This window comes from Flavobacterium sp. 5 (genome assembly GCF_002813295.1).
Taxonomy (GTDB): domain Bacteria; phylum Bacteroidota; class Bacteroidia; order Flavobacteriales; family Flavobacteriaceae; genus Flavobacterium.
In genome coordinates this window covers 632,618-651,103 of the sequence record NZ_PHUE01000001.1, presented here as the reverse complement: position 1 = coordinate 651,103, position 18,486 = coordinate 632,618, and the positions used below count along the sequence as shown (strand labels likewise).

13 protein-coding genes are annotated in these 18,486 nt (G+C 32.3%); 7 read left to right on the top strand and 6 right to left on the bottom strand.

Annotated features, from left to right (window positions below; genetic code table 11):
• Positions 1-137: 137 nt before the first annotated feature.
• Entirely contained in the window at positions 138-1,196 is a 1,059-nt protein-coding gene (locus CLU82_RS02660; protein WP_100841632.1) for an acyl-CoA reductase, read from the bottom strand.
• Positions 1,197-1,341: 145 nt separating this feature from the next.
• Between CLU82_RS02660 and CLU82_RS02655 the strand changes: the two genes are divergently transcribed.
• Entirely contained in the window at positions 1,342-1,692 is a 351-nt protein-coding gene (locus CLU82_RS02655) for a 4Fe-4S dicluster domain-containing protein (protein ID WP_100844906.1), read from the top strand.
• Positions 1,693-1,860: 168 nt separating this feature from the next.
• Entirely contained in the window at positions 1,861-3,024 is a 1,164-nt protein-coding gene (locus CLU82_RS02650) for a hypothetical protein (protein WP_157813311.1), read from the top strand.
• Between the two features lies 1 nt (position 3,025).
• Here CLU82_RS02650 and CLU82_RS02645 read toward each other — a convergent pair whose 3' ends face one another.
• Both CLU82_RS02645 and CLU82_RS02640 read right to left on the bottom strand, forming a co-directional pair.
• Positions 3,026-3,772: a class I SAM-dependent methyltransferase gene (locus CLU82_RS02645; RefSeq protein WP_100841630.1), complete on the bottom strand. Its 747-nt coding sequence runs from the start codon at positions 3,770-3,772 to the stop codon at positions 3,026-3,028.
• Between the two features lie 81 nt (positions 3,773-3,853).
• Positions 3,854-6,568 carry a TonB-dependent receptor gene (locus CLU82_RS02640; RefSeq protein ID WP_100841629.1) on the bottom strand — a complete coding sequence of 905 codons (2,715 nt, stop codon included), beginning with the start codon at positions 6,566-6,568 and terminating at the stop codon, positions 3,854-3,856.
• A 221-nt stretch (positions 6,569-6,789) separates the two neighbouring features.
• Between CLU82_RS02640 and ychF the strand changes: the two genes are divergently transcribed.
• Positions 6,790-7,884: a redox-regulated ATPase YchF gene (gene ychF, locus CLU82_RS02635; protein WP_100841628.1), complete on the top strand. Its 1,095-nt coding sequence runs from the start codon at positions 6,790-6,792 to the stop codon at positions 7,882-7,884.
• A gap of 125 nt (positions 7,885-8,009) precedes the next feature.
• Here the strand turns inward: ychF and CLU82_RS02630 are convergent, their stop codons facing one another.
• Positions 8,010-9,146, bottom strand: coding sequence for an aldose epimerase family protein (locus CLU82_RS02630; RefSeq protein WP_100841627.1), 1,137 nt, complete (start codon positions 9,144-9,146; stop codon positions 8,010-8,012).
• Between the two features lie 49 nt (positions 9,147-9,195).
• A complete protein-coding gene (locus CLU82_RS02625) occupies positions 9,196-10,272 on the bottom strand; it encodes a glycoside hydrolase family 76 protein (protein ID WP_232735196.1) in 1,077 nt (358 codons plus the stop codon).
• Between the two features lie 385 nt (positions 10,273-10,657).
• On the opposite strand from CLU82_RS02625, the gene CLU82_RS02620 reads away from it, so the two are divergent.
• The 4 genes from CLU82_RS02620 to CLU82_RS02605 all read left to right on the top strand — a co-directional run bounded on the left by CLU82_RS02620 (position 10,658) and on the right by CLU82_RS02605 (position 17,211).
• Positions 10,658-11,182 carry an NADPH-dependent FMN reductase gene (locus CLU82_RS02620; protein ID WP_100841625.1) on the top strand — a complete coding sequence of 175 codons (525 nt, stop codon included), beginning with the start codon at positions 10,658-10,660 and terminating at the stop codon, positions 11,180-11,182.
• A 6-nt stretch (positions 11,183-11,188) separates the two neighbouring features.
• The gene (gene pncB / locus CLU82_RS02615) at positions 11,189-12,367 is read left to right on the top strand and encodes a nicotinate phosphoribosyltransferase (protein WP_100841624.1); all 1,179 of its coding nucleotides are present in this window, start codon (positions 11,189-11,191) and stop codon (positions 12,365-12,367) included.
• 119 nt (positions 12,368-12,486) lie between these two features.
• Positions 12,487-14,349 (top strand): DNA topoisomerase IV subunit B, encoded by a 1,863-nt coding sequence (locus tag CLU82_RS02610; protein WP_100841623.1) that lies wholly within the window; start codon positions 12,487-12,489, stop codon positions 14,347-14,349.
• A 162-nt stretch (positions 14,350-14,511) separates the two neighbouring features.
• Entirely contained in the window at positions 14,512-17,211 is a 2,700-nt protein-coding gene (locus CLU82_RS02605) for a DNA gyrase/topoisomerase IV subunit A (RefSeq protein ID WP_100841622.1), read from the top strand.
• A 234-nt stretch (positions 17,212-17,445) separates the two neighbouring features.
• Here CLU82_RS02605 and fbp read toward each other — a convergent pair whose 3' ends face one another.
• On the bottom strand, positions 17,446-18,465 hold the full coding sequence (gene fbp, locus CLU82_RS02600; RefSeq protein WP_100841621.1) for a class 1 fructose-bisphosphatase: 1,020 nt from the start codon (positions 18,463-18,465) through the stop codon (positions 17,446-17,448).
• Positions 18,466-18,486: the final 21 nt, after the last annotated feature.

The window sequence follows — 18,486 nt, the reverse complement described above, 5'->3', positions numbered from 1 at the left end:
AATTTTATCCTTTTTTGGACTTTTTGAAATAGGGAAATTTCAAGTTATAGTTAAAGGCTGATTTTTTAAAAATGCAAATTTCGGAAATACGGTACGAATAATCATTAAATTATTCATAATAATATAAAAAGATTGAATTATATTGTTAATAGAAAAGAAACGGTGTCAACGTTATCTGCATAATCCCATAAATTTGGTTTTTGTGTAGTTCCAAATTCGATACTGTTTTTTACAAGATTATTGCTTACAATACACTGAATCTGCTCACTTTCATTATCCAAACGGTTTTGTAAATCTTCTAGGCTTTCATAATATTCATAAAAAACACTAGAGATAGGGGAGCCATAACTCGAATCTTCTTTAATAGTCAAAAATCCATTATCTAATAATTTGAAATTACTCATCAGGAAAACGGCTTTGTTGTAATCATAATTATTAGCATATTTTTCATAATGAATAACATCTTGGTATTCAAAAATAGCTTCAAAAAAAGGTTCAAATGAATATCCTTTTGGAACAAAAAGTTTAGAAACATTTCGGCATCCTAATCCGAAATATCTAAAAATATCTTCACCTAATGCAAGTAGTTGTTCTTTGGTTTCCTTGCCATTCAATACCGCGACTGAATTTCTGTTTTTTCTAATGATTGATGGCTTGTTTTTAAAATAGTATTCAAAATAACGAGCAGTATTGTTACTCCCAGTCGCAATAACCGCGTCAAAATTTTCTAGTTTTCCTTCAACAAATGTGAAATTGCTCTTGAAATTTGGGTCAAAAGTTGTTAGATAATTTGCTAGAAAAGGGAGTAACTTTTGGTCATTAGAAGAAGTTTTAATCAAAGCATTATGTCCTGAAAGGATAACAGATAAGAAATCGTGAAAGCCAACAAGTGGAATGTTTCCTGCTAGTATCAATGCTACGTTTTTATGTTTTATAGTACTGAAGTCATAGGTAGAAAGCCATTTAGTTAAATTATCCTCCGTTAATGCCTCTGCCCATGATGCAATTGCAAAACGCACTTGCTCTGGAGTATACCAACCATTATGAGATTGTGAAAGTTGAATTAAATCGATGAATTTTTCAAAAAACAAATCATTACCAAATACAGTTTCATTCTTAATACAATTTTTATCTTTAAATTGATTTAAGAATTCTCCTAGTTTAACAAATGCACTTTTTTTTGTATCTAATGTCATAATGTTTGTTTATGAAAAGTTTTGATTGTAATTTTGCACAAAAATAAGCTTTTTATAAGCTTTAGACAAAAGTTGTTTGAGTATTCGTATTTCGAATTATCATACTTTTGATTTTGAACTTTCAATTTTAAAAACTAGACAAAAAATGGCAATTATAATAACCGACGAATGCATCAATTGTGGGGCTTGTGAACCAGAATGCCCAAACACTGCTATATATGAAGGAGCAGATGATTGGAGATATAAAGATGGAACAAAACTAAAAGGGAAAGTAATTTTGCCAGATGGTAGCGAAGTTGATTCAGATGAGGCACAAACGCCAATCTCTGACGAAATCTATTACATTGTTCCAGGAAAATGTACCGAATGTAAAGGATTCCACGATGAGCCTCAATGTGCAGCTGTATGTCCAGTTGATTGTTGTATTCCTGACGATAATCATGTTGAGTCTGAAGAGACTTTATTGAATAGACAGTCTTTTTTACACAACGAATAATAGTTTATATCACTATATTTACTAAACCTGTGTTTTTATGCACAGGTTTTTTTTATATAATAAACTTACTTTTTTAATTCTTTTTATTCTATAAAATTGATGTTGTAATTGTTTTTTTTTATATTTTTAAAAGCTTTTTCATGAATTAGTTATTTATATTTAATGAATATGAAAAAAATACTTGTTTTGTTTCAGTTTATTTTATGTTTTACTGTTTTTTCGCAAACCAATGAAAAAAAAGTAATACTGTTGGACGTAGATACGAATCAACCTGTTGATGGTGCGGTAGTTTTAGTTTTAAAAACAAAACAAGTTTTAATGACTAATACCGAAGGTACTGTTGTGTTTGAACTTAAAGGTGGATCAAATTTAAAAGTTACACATTCCTCTTATTTACCTATTATAATAAAGTGGGCTTCTTTAAATCAAGAAGAAAATATTTTTTATCTAAAGAGTAAGCTTAATACACTGGATGATATTGTAATAACTAGCAAAAATCCACATGAAATCGTTAAAGATTTGGTTGAAAATTCAACTAAAACTCTTAATGTGCCGGCTAGGTTAAAAGTATATTCTAGAGAGTTTTTTAAATTAAATGGAGATTACACCTATTTTAATGATGGACTCATTAATTTTCAATTATATAAAGAACAAAAAAAGGTGAAATCAATTTTATTATTAGAACAAAATCGTTCTTTCGGTTTGGTTGATGATTTGGTTTTTTCGGATCTCTTGGGATATAATTTAAATTCTATGATGGAGAAGTATTATGTTTTCTCAGTTTTGAGACCATTATTGGATGAGAAAATAAGAAAAAAATATACTTTTGTTGTAAAGGTAAATGCTTTAAATGAAGGATATAATGATATAATAGCTACTCCAATACCTGTTGATAAAACAACAGATTTGTTAGATGATTTTAAAATTGTTTATGATGTTAAAAGAAAATTAATAATAGAGATAACAGCAGTGATTTCTCCTGAAGCTTTGGTTGCTGTTGATGAAAAAACAGCAAAAGGGGCTAAAAATATAATTAGATCTAAGTTTAAAACAAATTACAGATTAGATCTTGGTAATTATTATTTAGTTAGTTCCAATGAGGAAATCAATTATAGCGTTAATGTTGGTAATGAAATAAAAAATATTGAGATATTGAATAATCTAATAACGACTAATTTTAATATCCAAAATTTCACCTATAATGATAGCCAGGTTTTTAAAGATAAGACACTCTTTAATGCAAAAAATTCTATTTTGACTGATTATTGGAATTTTTCTGGATTAACTCCTACAGCTAAAGAGTTGGAGATTATCAATAAAATCAGCAATTAAATTAGAATGCTTTCTTTTGAGCCATAATTACATAAGTATCATAGGCATAAGTTTTTTTGTCAATAACTTTAAGAATTTCAAAATTATTTAGATATAAAAAAAGCTGTATTTCGTTTAGTGTAAATACTCTAACAGTAGAAAAATCCTCAGAAAGAATCTCTTTTTCATTGTCTGTTGTTTGGTAGTATTTAGCATTCCAATTTAACGTGAAGTTTTCAAATGGAGTAGTCTCCCATTGACTTTCTCTTAAATAGTTTATTCCTTCATAAGAGGCTTTATGTATGATTGTTTCATTCTCCTTAATAAAAGGGATAAAACGATTGGCATCAATAATGTCAAAAATGATAATACCGTTTGGATTTAAATTTTTATAAACTGATTCAAAGGTGTCCATTACATCTTCATTGTTGATTAAATAGCTTGTAGATCGACCGGTGATAATGATTGCATCTACTGTGTTCTCTAATTTAAAATTACGCATGTCTTCATGTATGAAAGTGCAATCTTTGTTTCTTTCCTGAGCAATTGCAATCATACTCAGACTTGAATCAAGACCTTTGTAATTTTGATTGTTTTCTTGAAACCGCTTGGCAAGATTTCCTGTTCCACTTCCAATTTCAAGAATTGAATTACACTTTCTTTCTTGTATTAATCCATTGAAAAACTCATATTCCTCATCATAATCGATGAAAGTTTGGTACATGGCATCGAAAATGCTAGCCATTTTTCCAGAAAATAAATTTGCCATGATAGTAGATACTAAAGTGTAAATAAATTTAAAAAAAATAAAGGACTTTCGTGAGAGAGTCCTTTATTTTTAACTTGTTTTTTAGAATGTAAAACCTAATCGAGTATAATAGTACGCTCCGTTGAATCCCATTTGAACAGCATCCCAGTATCCACCAGCTTCGGTGTTGCCGCTTTCGTCTTGTTTGTCTGGGTAAATATTAAATAAGTTATTTGCACCAATACTTAATTTAAGACTTTTTGTTAAATGATATCCTAAAGTTAAATCTGTAGAGACTTTTGCAGAATATACATCATCTAAATCATCATAACCTACCAAGACTACTTCGCTAAAACGTGTAAAAGCTAAACCTGCATCAAATTTATTTAGGCTATAATTAAGGTTAAGACTAAATTTATTTTTTGGAGCTGAAGCTAAAACAAATGCGGCTTCACGTCTTCCGAAAAAAGTTTCTTGATCTAGATTACCATTATGTATTTGTTCAATTTTCATATTATTGATATTTCCAATTAAGCTAGCGCCATAAGTAGCGTTTTCGAATCTTTTCTTCCATGTAAGTACTATGTCTAATCCTAAGGTTTTTGTGTCAATTGCATTGGCGAAGAATTGCACTTTATCTACTCCTAAACTTGCTGCGGTTGCATCTTCGAAATAACTTGTAAGTACGATTCTGTTCTCAATATTTATAGAATATCCATCAATTGTTGCAGAAAAATTTCCATAAGTAGCAGTAAATCCTAATGAAGAGTTTAATGATGTTTCTTCTTTTAATTGTTGAATTCCGTACTTTTTTGTCACAGGACTATCGTTTGCAGAAAGTAAAATTTCCTCAGCTCCATCTGCATTGATATTGGTGAAATGTAAGCTGTAATATTTTTGTGCCAATGAGGGTGCTCTGAAACCAGTACTTACAGAACCTCTTAAGTTAATATGATTTCCCAATTTTAATCTACTGGCTACTTTCCAGTTTAACGTACTTCCAAAATCGCTATAATTTTCAAAACGTACAGCACCACTTACTAAGAAATTTTCAGTTACATCAAATTCAGAATCTGCGTATAATGAGGTATTGGTTCTGGTTTTGTTTACAGCATTGTCTGGGCTATAACCAGGGAAACCTTGAGAACTTCCAGGTCTAGGCCTTTTATTACCAAAATAATCTAACACATAATTGCCATTTTCATCTTTTAGGTATACAATATCTGATGCTGGAGTATTTTTATTTACTGGAATTCCGTTTATATCATAAGTTGAATAAGAACCGACTTCTCCTGAGAAAATTTCGAAATTCTCGGTTCTATACTCTGCACCAAAAGCAAGATTCATACCTTTCAAAACGGTATCATAGTTTTTTGAAATATCAAAATTCATAGTGTTTTGGCTTAAACTATGTCCGCCAGCGTCAAATTCACTAGGTGAAAATTGTTCTAGTGAAGGGTTAATTGTTCCTTTAATATAATAATGAAAGTAATTTTTTCCATACGTATTGCTAATATCTACTTTCCATCCACTATCAGTTTTTGTTCTAAGACCTGCTGAAATTGAATTATCGATTACATCTGAAGTTATTCTTGGAGTATAACCGCCTGGATAAACAGATTCTACCACATTGGCTGCAGGAACTTGTGGTTCACTAGGGTCATCTCCATCAGTTTCCGTACTATTTCTAGTAAAAGCATAAGCATCAGTTTTTCTAAAATCTCGACCTCCAAAAGCATAAAATTCGGTTTTGTCAGACACAGGGACTACCATGTTTCCGAAAAAGTTAAATCCTTCCAAAGAAGCATCACCAAATCCTTTTCTGAAATCGTAGCCTGGACGCAAACTTTTATTTTTGTTAATATATTCTCCTGTAAAATTAGCGTATCCACCTTTATCACCAATCGCAACACCATAATTAGAAGTTACAGTTAATGAGCCACCATCTAATGATTGATTCTTTCCGTAAGAATTCCCATTTCCGTTTTGGTCTAATCTAAAATCTTTAGTATTTGCAGTTCCAGGAAGAAAATCTCCTTTAGCATTAGTGTTTGATGCTCCGTAGGTTACTGCTCCAGTCAATTGATCAACATCGTCTTTCATCACAATATTAATCACTCCTGCAATGGCATCCGAACCATATTGTGCGGCAGCACCATCTCTAAGAATTTCAATTCTTTTTATAGAACTTGATGGAATAGCATTTAAATCTGTTCCTGTGTTTCCTCTTCCTTTTGTTCCGTAAAGAGTAACAAGTGAGGATTGATGTCTCCTTTTACCATTAATCAAAACAAGAGTTTGATCTGGACCTAAACCTCTTAATGTTGCTGGTGTGATATGATCGGCACCATCAGATCCTGATTGTTTGCTGGCATTGAATGAAGGAGCTGCATATTGTAGTATTTCGTTAATTTCTATTTTACCACTTTGAGTCGTAACGTCTTTAATGTTGATAATGTCAATAGGAACTGCTGAATTTACTACGGTTCTTTTGGAGTTTCTTGAGCCTACAATTTGAACTTCTTTTAGTTCTTGTTCTCCTTCTTCTGATAAATCTACATCGATTATTGCTACATCGGCTAGTTTTGTAACATTTTTGTAACCAATATAACTAAAAATCAAAGTTGCACCCTCATTTACAGTTAGTTTGTAACTACCGTCCATTTCTGTAGAAACACCATTTTTTGTTCCTTTTTCAAGAACATTAGCCCCTGGAAGAGGATTGCCTGTTTTGTCTTTTACGACTCCCGATACTTCTTTTTGCGCCAACATAAATGTGACGTTTAGCAAAAAGAATAATAGCATGATTTTTTTCATAATTGGTTGGATTGTTTGGTTATTGGTTGATTACGGTTTAAATGTAGTTATATTTTAACAAAAACAATGAATAATGTTAAAAAAAATATAAGAAAGTGGATAAAAAGTATTAATGTTAAAAAATTGTTTTACAAGCATTTTTAAATCTTATATTTGCAAACTTTAAAAAGGAATTACTAAAAAACGAGTAACAGTTAAAGTTATTTGTAAACAGACATATTATGAAAGCAGGAATTGTAGGATTACCAAATGTTGGAAAATCAACATTATTCAATTGTTTATCGAATGCAAAAGCGCAAAGTGCTAACTTTCCGTTTTGTACTATCGAACCTAATATTGGAGTTGTAAACGTTCCGGATCCAAGAATTAATAAATTGGAAGAACTGGTAAAACCGGAGCGCGTTCAAATGGCAACTGTAGATATCGTGGATATCGCAGGTTTGGTAAAAGGAGCAAGCAAAGGAGAGGGTTTAGGAAATCAATTTCTTGGAAACATTAGAGAATGTAATGCTATTATTCACGTATTACGTTGTTTTGATAATGATAATATTGTTCACGTTGATGGAAATGTAAACCCAATTCGTGACAAAGAAACGATTGATATTGAGTTGCAATTAAAAGACTTAGAAAATGTTGAAAAACGTTTGGAAAAAGTAAACCGTGCAGCCAAAACTGGAAATAAAGAAGCGCAGACTGAAAAAGCACTTTTAGACCGAATCAGAGAGAGTTTATTGCAAGCAAAATCTGCAAGAACAATTATTCCTCAAGGTAATGACGAAGAAGTTTTAATGGAGTCATTTCAATTAATTACAGCAAAACCAGTATTGTATGTTTGTAATGTTGACGAAAGTTCTGCTGTAAATGGAAATAAATACGTTGACCAAGTTCGTGAACTGGTTAAAGATGAAGATGCTGAGGTAATTATTCTTTCAGTAGGAGCTGAGGCTGATATCACCGAATTAGAAAGCTACGAAGAGCGTCAGGTTTTCCTAGAAGATATGGGATTAACAGAGCCAGGAGCATCTGTTTTAATTCGTGCTGCTTACAAATTATTGAAGCAACAAACGTATTTCACAGCAGGTGTAAAAGAAGTTCGTGCTTGGACAATTAATATTGGTTCTACAGCGCCACAAGCAGCAGGAGTTATCCACACCGATTTCGAAAAAGGATTTATCCGTGCCGAAGTAATTGCTTATGAAGATTACGTTCAATACGGTTCAGAAGCAAAATGTAAAGAAGCTGGAAAATTTAAAGTCGAAGGAAAAGAATATATTGTAAAAGATGGTGATGTAATGCATTTCCGTTTCAACGTATAGTCATTGCGAGGAACGAAGCAATCTCACTTTTTTATAAGAGATAAATAAAGAGAATAAAAAAACCGCAAAAGTAATTTTGCGGTTTTTTTGTATCTAGTCTGGCTTCATCATTAAAATTAATATTTTTACTTGCGAACAAGGAATCTGTAAATTGTTTTAGAAGTGAAGGTTTTACCCGGTCGCAAAATAGTATTTGGAAAAGCTGGTGTGTTGATTGAATTTGGATAATGTTGAGTTTCAAGACAGAACGCCCCATTTTTAGTGTTAGGAACTCCGTTTCGTCCCTTGAGTTTTTCGCTTAACCAATTTCCAGTATAAAATACAACACCAGGTTCTGTAGTGTAAACTTCTAATTCTCTTCCGCTTAAGGGCTCGAAAGCTTTTGCGGCCAAAACCAATTTGTCAGATTGGTTTCGCAATGCAAACGTAACATCGTAACCGTTGGTATATTGTTGTACTTTGTCTATATCCTTTCCTATAGGTTTAGATGAAGAAAAATCAAAAGGTGTTGCTTTTACATCTATGATTTTTCCAGTTATAGTACTACCGTCTCCGTATTCAAGATATTTATCGGCATAAACAGTTAATTCTGTATCAAGTATTTTTGTGTTTTTTCCACCCGAAAGATTAAAATAAGAGTGGTTGGTAAGTACAAGCGGTGTTGCTTTGTTGGTAGTTGCTTTATAATCGATAACTAAATCGTTACTGTTTGTGAGAGTAAAAGTTATCGTAACTAATAAATTCCCTGGAAAACCTTCTTCTCCATCTTTGCTTAAATAAGTCATTTCAATGGCAACTTCATTTTTTCGGGATATTTTTTTGCTACTCCAAATACGTTTGTCAAAACCCTTTGCGCCTCCATGTATATCAGAAGTGAGGGTATATTCTTTTCCGTCAATTGTAAATTTTTTGTTTGAAATCCGATTAGCAACACGCCCAACAGTAGATCCTAACAACTGGTTTTGCGAACCCGCATAATCCGAAAGTGAATCGAATCCAAGTACCACACTATTCATTTCGCCAAACTTATCAGGCGTTACTATATTAGTAATTGCAGCTCCATAAGTAATTAACTGAACCTTCATTCCTGTTTTATTTTGCAGAGTATATTGCAAAACATCATGTCCTTCAACCTGTCCAATAGTTTCTGTTGTAATAAATGATTTTCCTGCCGAATTCAGGTTTTGAGAAAATGCATCTTCAACTAATAAAAAGGATAGGGAGAAAGATAATAAGTAAGCGGTAAATTTCAATTTATTCATAAATGTGTTTTTTGTAATTCTATGCTAATTATTGATTGTTATAAATAAATTATTTAGAAGTTCCTAAATCATAATGATCTTCCAGATAAGCAAATCGTGCCAATATTTCAAGCATTCCTCCATGTTCTACTAAATTATGTGCACCATCTTTTGATGTAAATAATCCCTTTTCATTTTTGTCTTCTTTCAAGGCTTTATCTAAGCATTTTTTAAATCCCAAAATGTATTTCAAATCCTTATTATATTTTAAAAGGTGTTGATATCCTCTCAACAAAACACCATTAAACCAATAACCATCTCTAAATTTTTCGCCTCCATAAAAATAGGCCAAAGAACTATCTGCTATTTTATTAGCTCTTTCAAGATACTTTTTATCTCCTGTTATTTCATATAAATAAACATTCGATTGAAGCATTGTACCTGAGTTGTATGAAAATATCGCTTTCCCTATACTTTTATCTTTAATTTTAATATTATCGTAAAACAATCCTGTTGGTGTTTGCAGTTTATCATTTGTCCAATTGTATATATTTAGTGCATTATCAAGATAAACTTGTTTTTTGGTAGCTTTATACATCTTAAGTGCAACAAGTACACCAGGTCCATTTGAGCAAGTATTTTTGGTTTCAAAATCATTTTCTCGCCAGTAAAGTCCACCTCCAAGTGTTGTGTCTGAAGCTGTCATCATAAAGTCGTACATTGATTTTCCTAAATCAAAATAGGTTTTCTTTCCTGTTCGCTCATAAATATCCAAACCTGTAATTCCTATCCATTGATTGTCATCGTAATAACGTTGTCCTTTACTCAGTTTTACAATGTATTCACCATATCCCGGTTTAGGAGGAGCTGGATCGTAATAATGCTGCATGTTTTTATAAATGTCAGCAACTAAATTTGCATTTTTATCTATTTTTTCAATTTCATTCGTAGCTTCAAACATGGCACAAAGCGCCCATAGCCAGCTATATTCTCGCTTATGCCCAAATTTTGTTTCTCTTTTTGTTGGATCTAATTCTACAAAATAATATCCCGAAACTTTATCATGGAAATTATTTTCAATAGCTGAATGCAGGTTCTGCATCTCAGTTCTGTAGTGGTCGCTTTTGAAATTTTTGTTTTTTTTCACTAATGTGAAACTTGAAAATAGCACTACTAGTAGAATAAGTACTAAACTCTTTTTTCTTCTGTTCATAATATGAGTTAAATGGTTTTAATAAATTATTTATCATGTAGTATTATCACTGATAAATACTAATATTTTTTAATTATTATACTTTATTACTAAATCGTTTTAGTATAAAAGATTTCCAAACTTACTACTAACTATTTAAATGAACAATAATTTTTAGGTAAAAATTCAGCGTTCTAAGAAAATATTTTCCACTTTCATTTGGTTTAAAATTAAATTTAAAAAAACTTAGTGAAGAACGATATTATCATAGAGTAATAAAATAAGGGAATGAAATTGCAAATTCAATTTTATAACTTATTTTTATAAAAAACTATTTACTATGAAAATTATCGCCTTTGGAGGAAGTCCAAGTAAAAAATCTATCAATAAAAAATTAGCAACTTACGCTAGTGGTTTGTTCGAAAACGCTCAAGTTGAGGTTTTGGATTTAAACGATTACGAAATGCCATTATTCAGTGTTGATAAAGAAGCTACAATTGGTCAACATTCTTTAGCGAAAGCCTTTTTAGATAAAATTGCTTCAGCCGATTTATTAGTAGTTTCTCTTGCGGAAAATAACGGAAATTATAGTGCTGCTTTCAAAAATACTGTAGATTGGTGCTCTCGAATAAACCCAAAAATATTTCAAGAAAAAACAATGCTCTTAATGGCTACTTCGCCAGGAGCCAGAGGTGGTGCTAGCGTTTTAGAAATTGCTAAAAATAATTTCCCTCGTTTTAATGCCGATATAAAAGCTGTTTTTTCATTGCCAAGTTTCAATGAGAATTTTGATGTAGAAAAAGGTGAAATAAGCAATGTTGAATTACGAAATGAACTAGTAAAATTGATTGCAGATAATTTCTAAGAAAGTATGACTTCAGTTCAATTACATTCGATTTTAGACAATGATTTTTATAAGTTTACAATGCAGCATGCCGTAGTCAAACTTTTTCCAAATGTAAAAGTCAAATATGCATTTATCAATCGAGGGAAACATGTTTTCCCTCCCAATTTTGCGGTTTTATTGAAAGAAACTGTTGATACAATGGTTGATTTAAAATTGACTGCAAAAGAAAAACAATTTCTGGCTGATAATTGTCCATATTTAGACCTAACGTATTTGGATTTTTTACAAGGGTATCAATACAATCCAGCAGAAGTGAAAATTGAACAAGATGGGAGTGACTTGAAAGTTATTATTGAAGGCTATTGGTATCGAACTATTTTATGGGAAGTGCCGCTGATGGCTTTAATTTCAGAACTTTTCTATGCTTCGCAAAATTTAATTCGGATTGGAGATGATGAGATCAAACAAATTACCAAAGATAAAATAGAAAAGTACAATGCTTTGGGAGTTGTTATTTTAGAATTCGGAACTCGTCGTCGTCATTCATATAAAGTTCATCGTTTAGTAAATGAAACCTTGGATGTTTTTGGTTCAAACAGTTTTTTAGGAACAAGCAATGTACATTTGGCAATGTTACAAAATCGAAAACCATCAGGAACTCACGCTCATGAATGGTTTATGTTTCATGCTTCGCAATATGGATTTAAAGTTGCTAATGCGATTAGCCTTGAAAATTGGACTAAAGTTTATGTGGGGGACCTCGGAATTGCATTGACTGACACTTATACTACGGATGTGTTTTTTGAACAATTTAATAAAAAATATTCCAAACTTTTTGATGGTGTTCGTCATGATAGCGGCGATCCTATCGAATTTGCTAAAAAAACAATTGCTCATTATGAACAAATGGGAATCGATCCTAAGTCGAAAATCATTGTTTTTTCAGATTCTTTAAATTTTGATAAAGTCAAAGTGATTGCCGATTTCTGTAGAGATAAAATAAAAATGTCTTTCGGAATCGGAACTAATTTCAGTAATGATGTAGGTTTGCCTGCTATGAATATGGTAATTAAACTTACAGATGCCAAACCTGAAAATAGTCATTGGGAAGGAGTTGTAAAATTATCTGACGAAAAAAATAAACATACCGGAACACCAAAAATGATTGCTTTAGCGAAACAAGTTTTAGGAATTGAGGTGTAATTTTTTTTAGGAACATTTTTTTTAAACTTTTTGGTAAAATTTATCGCTAACTTTAAAAAATTGACTTTCATTTTTTGTCGATATATAGTACATTAGCAAAAAATCGATAAACACCAAAAATGTCCGAACAAAATCAATACACCGAAGATAATATTCGTTCACTCGACTGGAAAGAGCATATTCGTATGCGTCCCGGAATGTACATTGGTAAATTAGGTGATGGTTCTTCGCCAGACGATGGTATTTATATTTTGGTCAAAGAGGTTCTGGATAACTGTATCGATGAATTTGCGATGGGAGCCGGTAAAACCATAGAAGTAACGATTAAAGATAAATCAGTTACAGTTCGGGATTACGGACGTGGAATTCCACTAGGTAAAGTTGTCGATGTAGTTTCGAAAATGAATACGGGTGGTAAATATGATTCTAAAGCTTTCCAGAAATCGGTTGGTTTAAATGGTGTTGGAACAAAAGCGGTTAATGCTTTGTCTGATTATTTTCGTGTTGAATCTGTACGTGACGAAAAACAAAAAGCAGCAGAATTTTCAGCAGGGAATTTAGTTTTAGAAGAAGATATAATTGAAACTACTAAGCGTAAAGGAACAAAAGTTACTTTTACACCTGATGAAACCATTTTTAAGAACTACAAATTTCGTTTAGAATATGTTATTAAAATGGTCAAAAACTATTGTTATCTTAACAATGGGTTGACTATAATTTTTAATGGCGAAAAATATTATTCCGAAAACGGTCTTAAAGATTTATTAGAAGCGACTATTAATGTAGAGGATTTAGAATACCCAATTATTCATTTAAAAGAAGGTGATATTGAGATTGCTTTAACACATAGTAAATCACAGTATAGCGAAGAATACCATTCATTTGTAAATGGTCAAAATACTACTCAAGGAGGAACACACTTAGCAGCTTATAGAGAAGCGATTGTAAAAACGATTAGAGAGTTTTATAATAAAAGTTTTGAAGCTTCAGATGTTCGTAAATCAATCGTGAGTGCGGTAAGTATAAAGGTGATGGAGCCTGTCTTTGAGTCACAAACTAAAACCAAATTGGGTTCTACAGAGATTGGTTCGGATCCTGGAATGCCTTCGGTACGTACCTTTGTTAATGACTTTGTCAAAACAAAATTAGATAATTATCTGCATAAAAATCCAACGACTGCAGATGCTTTGTTACGAAAAATTCTTCAAGCCGAACGTGAACGTAAAGAGTTATCAGGAATCCGAAAATTAGCTACAGATCGTGCTAAAAAAGCGAATCTTCACAATAAGAAATTAAGAGATTGCCGTGCGCATCTTCCAGATACGAAAAACCCAAGAAGTTTAGAAAGTACTTTGTTTATTACCGAGGGAGATTCGGCTTCTGGTTCAATTACAAAATCACGTGATGTAAATACACAAGCCGTTTTTAGTTTACGTGGTAAGCCTTTGAATTCCTATGGAATGAGCAAAAAAATTGTGTATGAAAATGAGGAATTCAATTTGTTACAAGCCGCATTGGATATCGAAGACGGATTAGAAAAATTGCGTTATAATAATATCGTAATCGCAACCGATGCCGATGTCGATGGTATGCACATTCGTTTGTTGTTGATTACTTTCTTTTTGCAATTTTTTCCAGAATTAATCAAAGAAGGACATTTGTATATTTTGCAGACACCTCTTTTCAGGGTTCGAAATAAAAAAGAAACCATTTATTGTTATTCAGATGAAGAACGGAAAGATGCTATTGAAAAACTAAAACCAAAGCCAGAAATCACCCGATTTAAAGGTTTGGGAGAAATTTCTCCCGATGAGTTCAAGAATTTCATAGGAGAAACTATTCGTCTTGATCCTATTATGATGGACAAAAATACTTCTATAGAGCAGCTATTGTCCTTTTATATGGGGAAAAATACTCCAGACAGACAAGAGTTTATTATCAAGAATTTGAAGGTGGAGTTGGATACAATTGAAGAAATATAAATTAAAAATATGCCTAGTAGAAAAATATTAATCTATGCGTTGATAGCATTTATTCTAAGTTTTGGATTAACATTTGTTTTTATCAAAAACTATAAAAAGGGTAAAAATCAAGAAGCGATAGAAAAAGTTCAGGTTAAATAAATAATTTCGGAATCAAAATAAATGAAAGACGAAGAAGACGATAACATCATTTCAAACGAAGACGATTCACAAAACGACTCAAATGATTCAAGCGAATCTATTGATGAAGGTTTTGATGATTTAGCTGTTTCAGGAGGACACCATTTTTACGAAAATAATGAGGATGAAAATGATACCATTACCAAAGTTACAGGAATGTACAAAGATTGGTTTTTGGATTATGCTTCCTATGTAATTCTGGAGCGTGCGGTTCCAGCTATTGAGGATGGTTTTAAACCTGTACAGCGAAGAATCATGCACTCTTTGAAAGAGCTGGATGACGGTCGTTATAATAAAGTTGCTAATGTTGTTGGTCACACCATGCAGTATCACCCACACGGAGATGCGAGTATTGGAGATGCGATGGTGCAAATTGGTCAGAAAGAATTATTAATTGATTGCCAGGGAAACTGGGGAAATATACTAACAGGCGATGGTGCTGCAGCTTCTCGTTATATTGAAGCACGTTTGTCAAAATTTGCTTTGGAGGTTTTATATTCACCAAAAATTACTGACTGGGGAGTTTCGTATGATGGTCGTCGTGCTGAACCAAATAATCTTCCTGTAAAGTTTCCGTTGCTTTTAGCTCAAGGAGCTGAGGGAATTGCGGTAGGACTTTCGACTAAAGTATTGCCACACAATTTTAATGAATTAATTGATGCTTCGATTAAGATTTTAAAAGGAAAACCCTTTACACTCTACCCTGATTTTATGACTCAGGGTATTGCCGATGTTTCTAATTATAATGATGGTTTGCGTGGTGGTCGTGTTCGTGTTCGTGCCAAAATTGGTCAACTCGATAAGAATACCTTAGTCATTACTCAAATTCCATTTTCGACTAATACAACTACTTTGATTGATAGTATTTTGAAAGCCAATGATAAAGGCAAAATCAAAATCAAGAAAATTGAAGACAATACCGCTGCTGAGGTTGAAATATTAATTCATCTTTTTCCTGGGGTTTCTCCGGATAAAACTATTGATGCTTTGTTTGCTTTCACAGCTTGTGAAACTTCTGTAGCACCTTTAGGATGTGTTATTGAAGATAATAAACCATTGTTTATTGGAGTTTCTCATATGTTGAAAATTTCAACAGAAAGAACAGTCGATTTACTTCGCCAAGAATTGGAAATTCAATTAGAGGAATTAAAAAATAAATGGCATTTTTCTACTTTAGAAAAAATCTTCATTCGTGAAGAAATGTATATTGATTTCAAATTATACGGAGATAGAGAATCACTTTATGCCTATTTATATGACCGATTTACACCTTTTAAGAAATCATTCGTCAGAGAAATAAATGATGATGATTTGCAAAAATTAACGCAAATTCAAATGATTCGTATCACTCGTTTCGATTCTGATAAAGCCGATGATTTTATCTCAAAGTTAGAAGATGAAATGAAGGAAGTTGAGCATCATCTTGAATTTTTGACGGATTTTGCGATTGCATATTTTACGAAATTAAAAGAGAAATACGGAAAAGGAAGAGAACGCCAAACGGAGTTACGTATTTTTGATGATATTGAAGCTACAAAAGTAGTTTTAAGAAACACTAAATTGTATGTAAATAAAGAAGAAGGTTTCGTAGGAACCAGCTTGAAAAAAGATGAATATGTTGCTGATTGTTCGGATATTGATGATATAATTGTTTTTCTAAGAGATGGGAAAATGATGATTACCAAAGTAGACGCTAAAACGTTTGTAGGTAAGGATATTATTCATATTGCCATTTTTGACAAAAGTGATAAGCGTACCATTTATAATATGATTTACCGTGATGGAAAATCAGGGCCATCGTACATTAAGCGTTTTAATGTTTCTGGGGTTACTCGTGATAAATTATATGATTTGACCAATGAAACGAAAGGTTCACAAACCTTGTATTTTTCTTGTAATCCAAATGGAGAAGCTGAGGTAATTACTATTTTATTGCGTCAAGTTGGAAGTATTAAAAAATTGAAATTTGATATTGATTTTGCTTCTTTAGCAATAAAAGGACGCGCTTCTAAAGGGAATTTGGTAACCAAATATCCTATCAAGAAAATTGAATTGAAAGAGAAAGGTATTTCTACGTTGTTGCCTAGAAAAGTATGGTTTGATGATACTGTTCAACGATTGAATGTAGATGCTAGGGGAGAATTGCTAGGAGAGTTTAGACCGAGTGATAAAATTCTAATCATTCAGCAATCGGGAAAATTGAAGGTTATTACGCCTGAATTGACTACCCATTTTGACGAAGATATGATTATCTTAGAAAAATGGATTCCTAAAAAGCCTATTTCGGCCATTTATTATGATGGTGAAAAAGAACGTTATTATATTAAACGTTTCTTGGTTGAAACAGAGAATAAAGAGGATTCTTTTATCACGGAACATCCAAATTCCAGATTGGAAATTGTAGCGACAGATTATCGCCCTGTAGCCGAATTGATTTTTACAAAAATCAAAGGAGTTCAGAAAGAAAATATGACTGTAGATATTGAGTCTTTTATTGCTGTAAAAGGATTTAAAGCGCTCGGTAATCAATTAACAACAGATAAGTTGAAACAGGTTAATTTACTGGAATCTTTGCCTTATGAAGAGCCTGAAATAGTTGTGGAAGAAATAGAAGTGCAAGTCCAAACGGATGATGATATTGATGTTCAATTGGATGACGATGGACAGGCTACTTTGTTTTAGATGTAAAAAAAAAACAGTTTAGAAATTTCTAAACTGTTTTTTTTTTACATCTAAATTGAGATTGTAATTTTCGATGATTTATTAAAAAACCAAATGTTTCTCTTTAGCCCCGATAGAAGTGAAAATCCTTTTTATTTTTTCTTTAAAAATAAAAAGATTGCAACGAATAGCGGGTAGTATGTTCCTTAGAATGCTAAATGTTTCTGCTCCTAAAAATACTAAACGTACTGATTATTAGTATTTACTTAGTGATGCCTTATGAATACAATCTTCTATTTTTTCGACCATGTTAGTGCTTCCGCAGAAGAAAGCAGTTCGCTCATGCAATGAAGTTGGTGTTATTTCTAGAACTCGATTTACACCATCGGAGGCTTTTCCTCCGGCTTGTTCAATGATAAATGCCATTGGATTGCATTCGTATAAAAGTCGAAGTTTTCCTTTGATAGCTTTGGAACTTGTTGGGTATAAATAAACGCCACCTTTAATCATATTTCGGTGAATATCGGAAGCTAAACTGCCAATATATCTGGAAGAGTAGGGGCGGTCATCTTCTTCTTGTTGGCAATATTTTATATAGTCTTTTACGCCTTGCGGGAAATGAATATAGTTTCCTTCGTTTACAGAATATATAGAACCATCTTCGGGACATTTCATTTTTGGATGAGACAGGTAAAAGGTCCCAATTGCAGGATTCAATGTAAAGCCATTTACGCCTTGTCCAGTAGTATAAACCAACATAGTTGAGGTTCCGTAAATTACATAACCTGCGGCAACTTGCGCTGTGCCAGGTTGCAAAAAGTCTTCTGATTTAACAGGAGTTCCTACTGGAGTTATTCTTCGGTAGACCGAAAAAATAGTTCCAACAGAAACGTTTACATCTATATTTGAAGAACCGTCCAAAGGGTCCATTAAAATGACATATTTGTTGTTATGACTATTATCACTTCCTTGAACGGTTATAAATTCATCATTCTCTTCGGAAGCGATGCCACAAACAATTTCTCTGTTTATAAGCGTTTGGATAAAAACTTCATTGGCATAAACATCTAGCTTTTGTTGGTCTTCACCTTGTATGTTTTTTTCGCCTACACCTCCAATGATATCAACTAGTCCAGCTTTGTTTACTTTATGACTAATTACTTTTGCCGCCAATTTTATAGAATTAAAAATTCGAGACAATTCACCCGATGAATATTGGAAGTCTTTTTGGTTTTCAATTATAAATTCCCCTAATGTTTTATTTCTCTCTTCCATAATCAATAGCTATTTTGAATT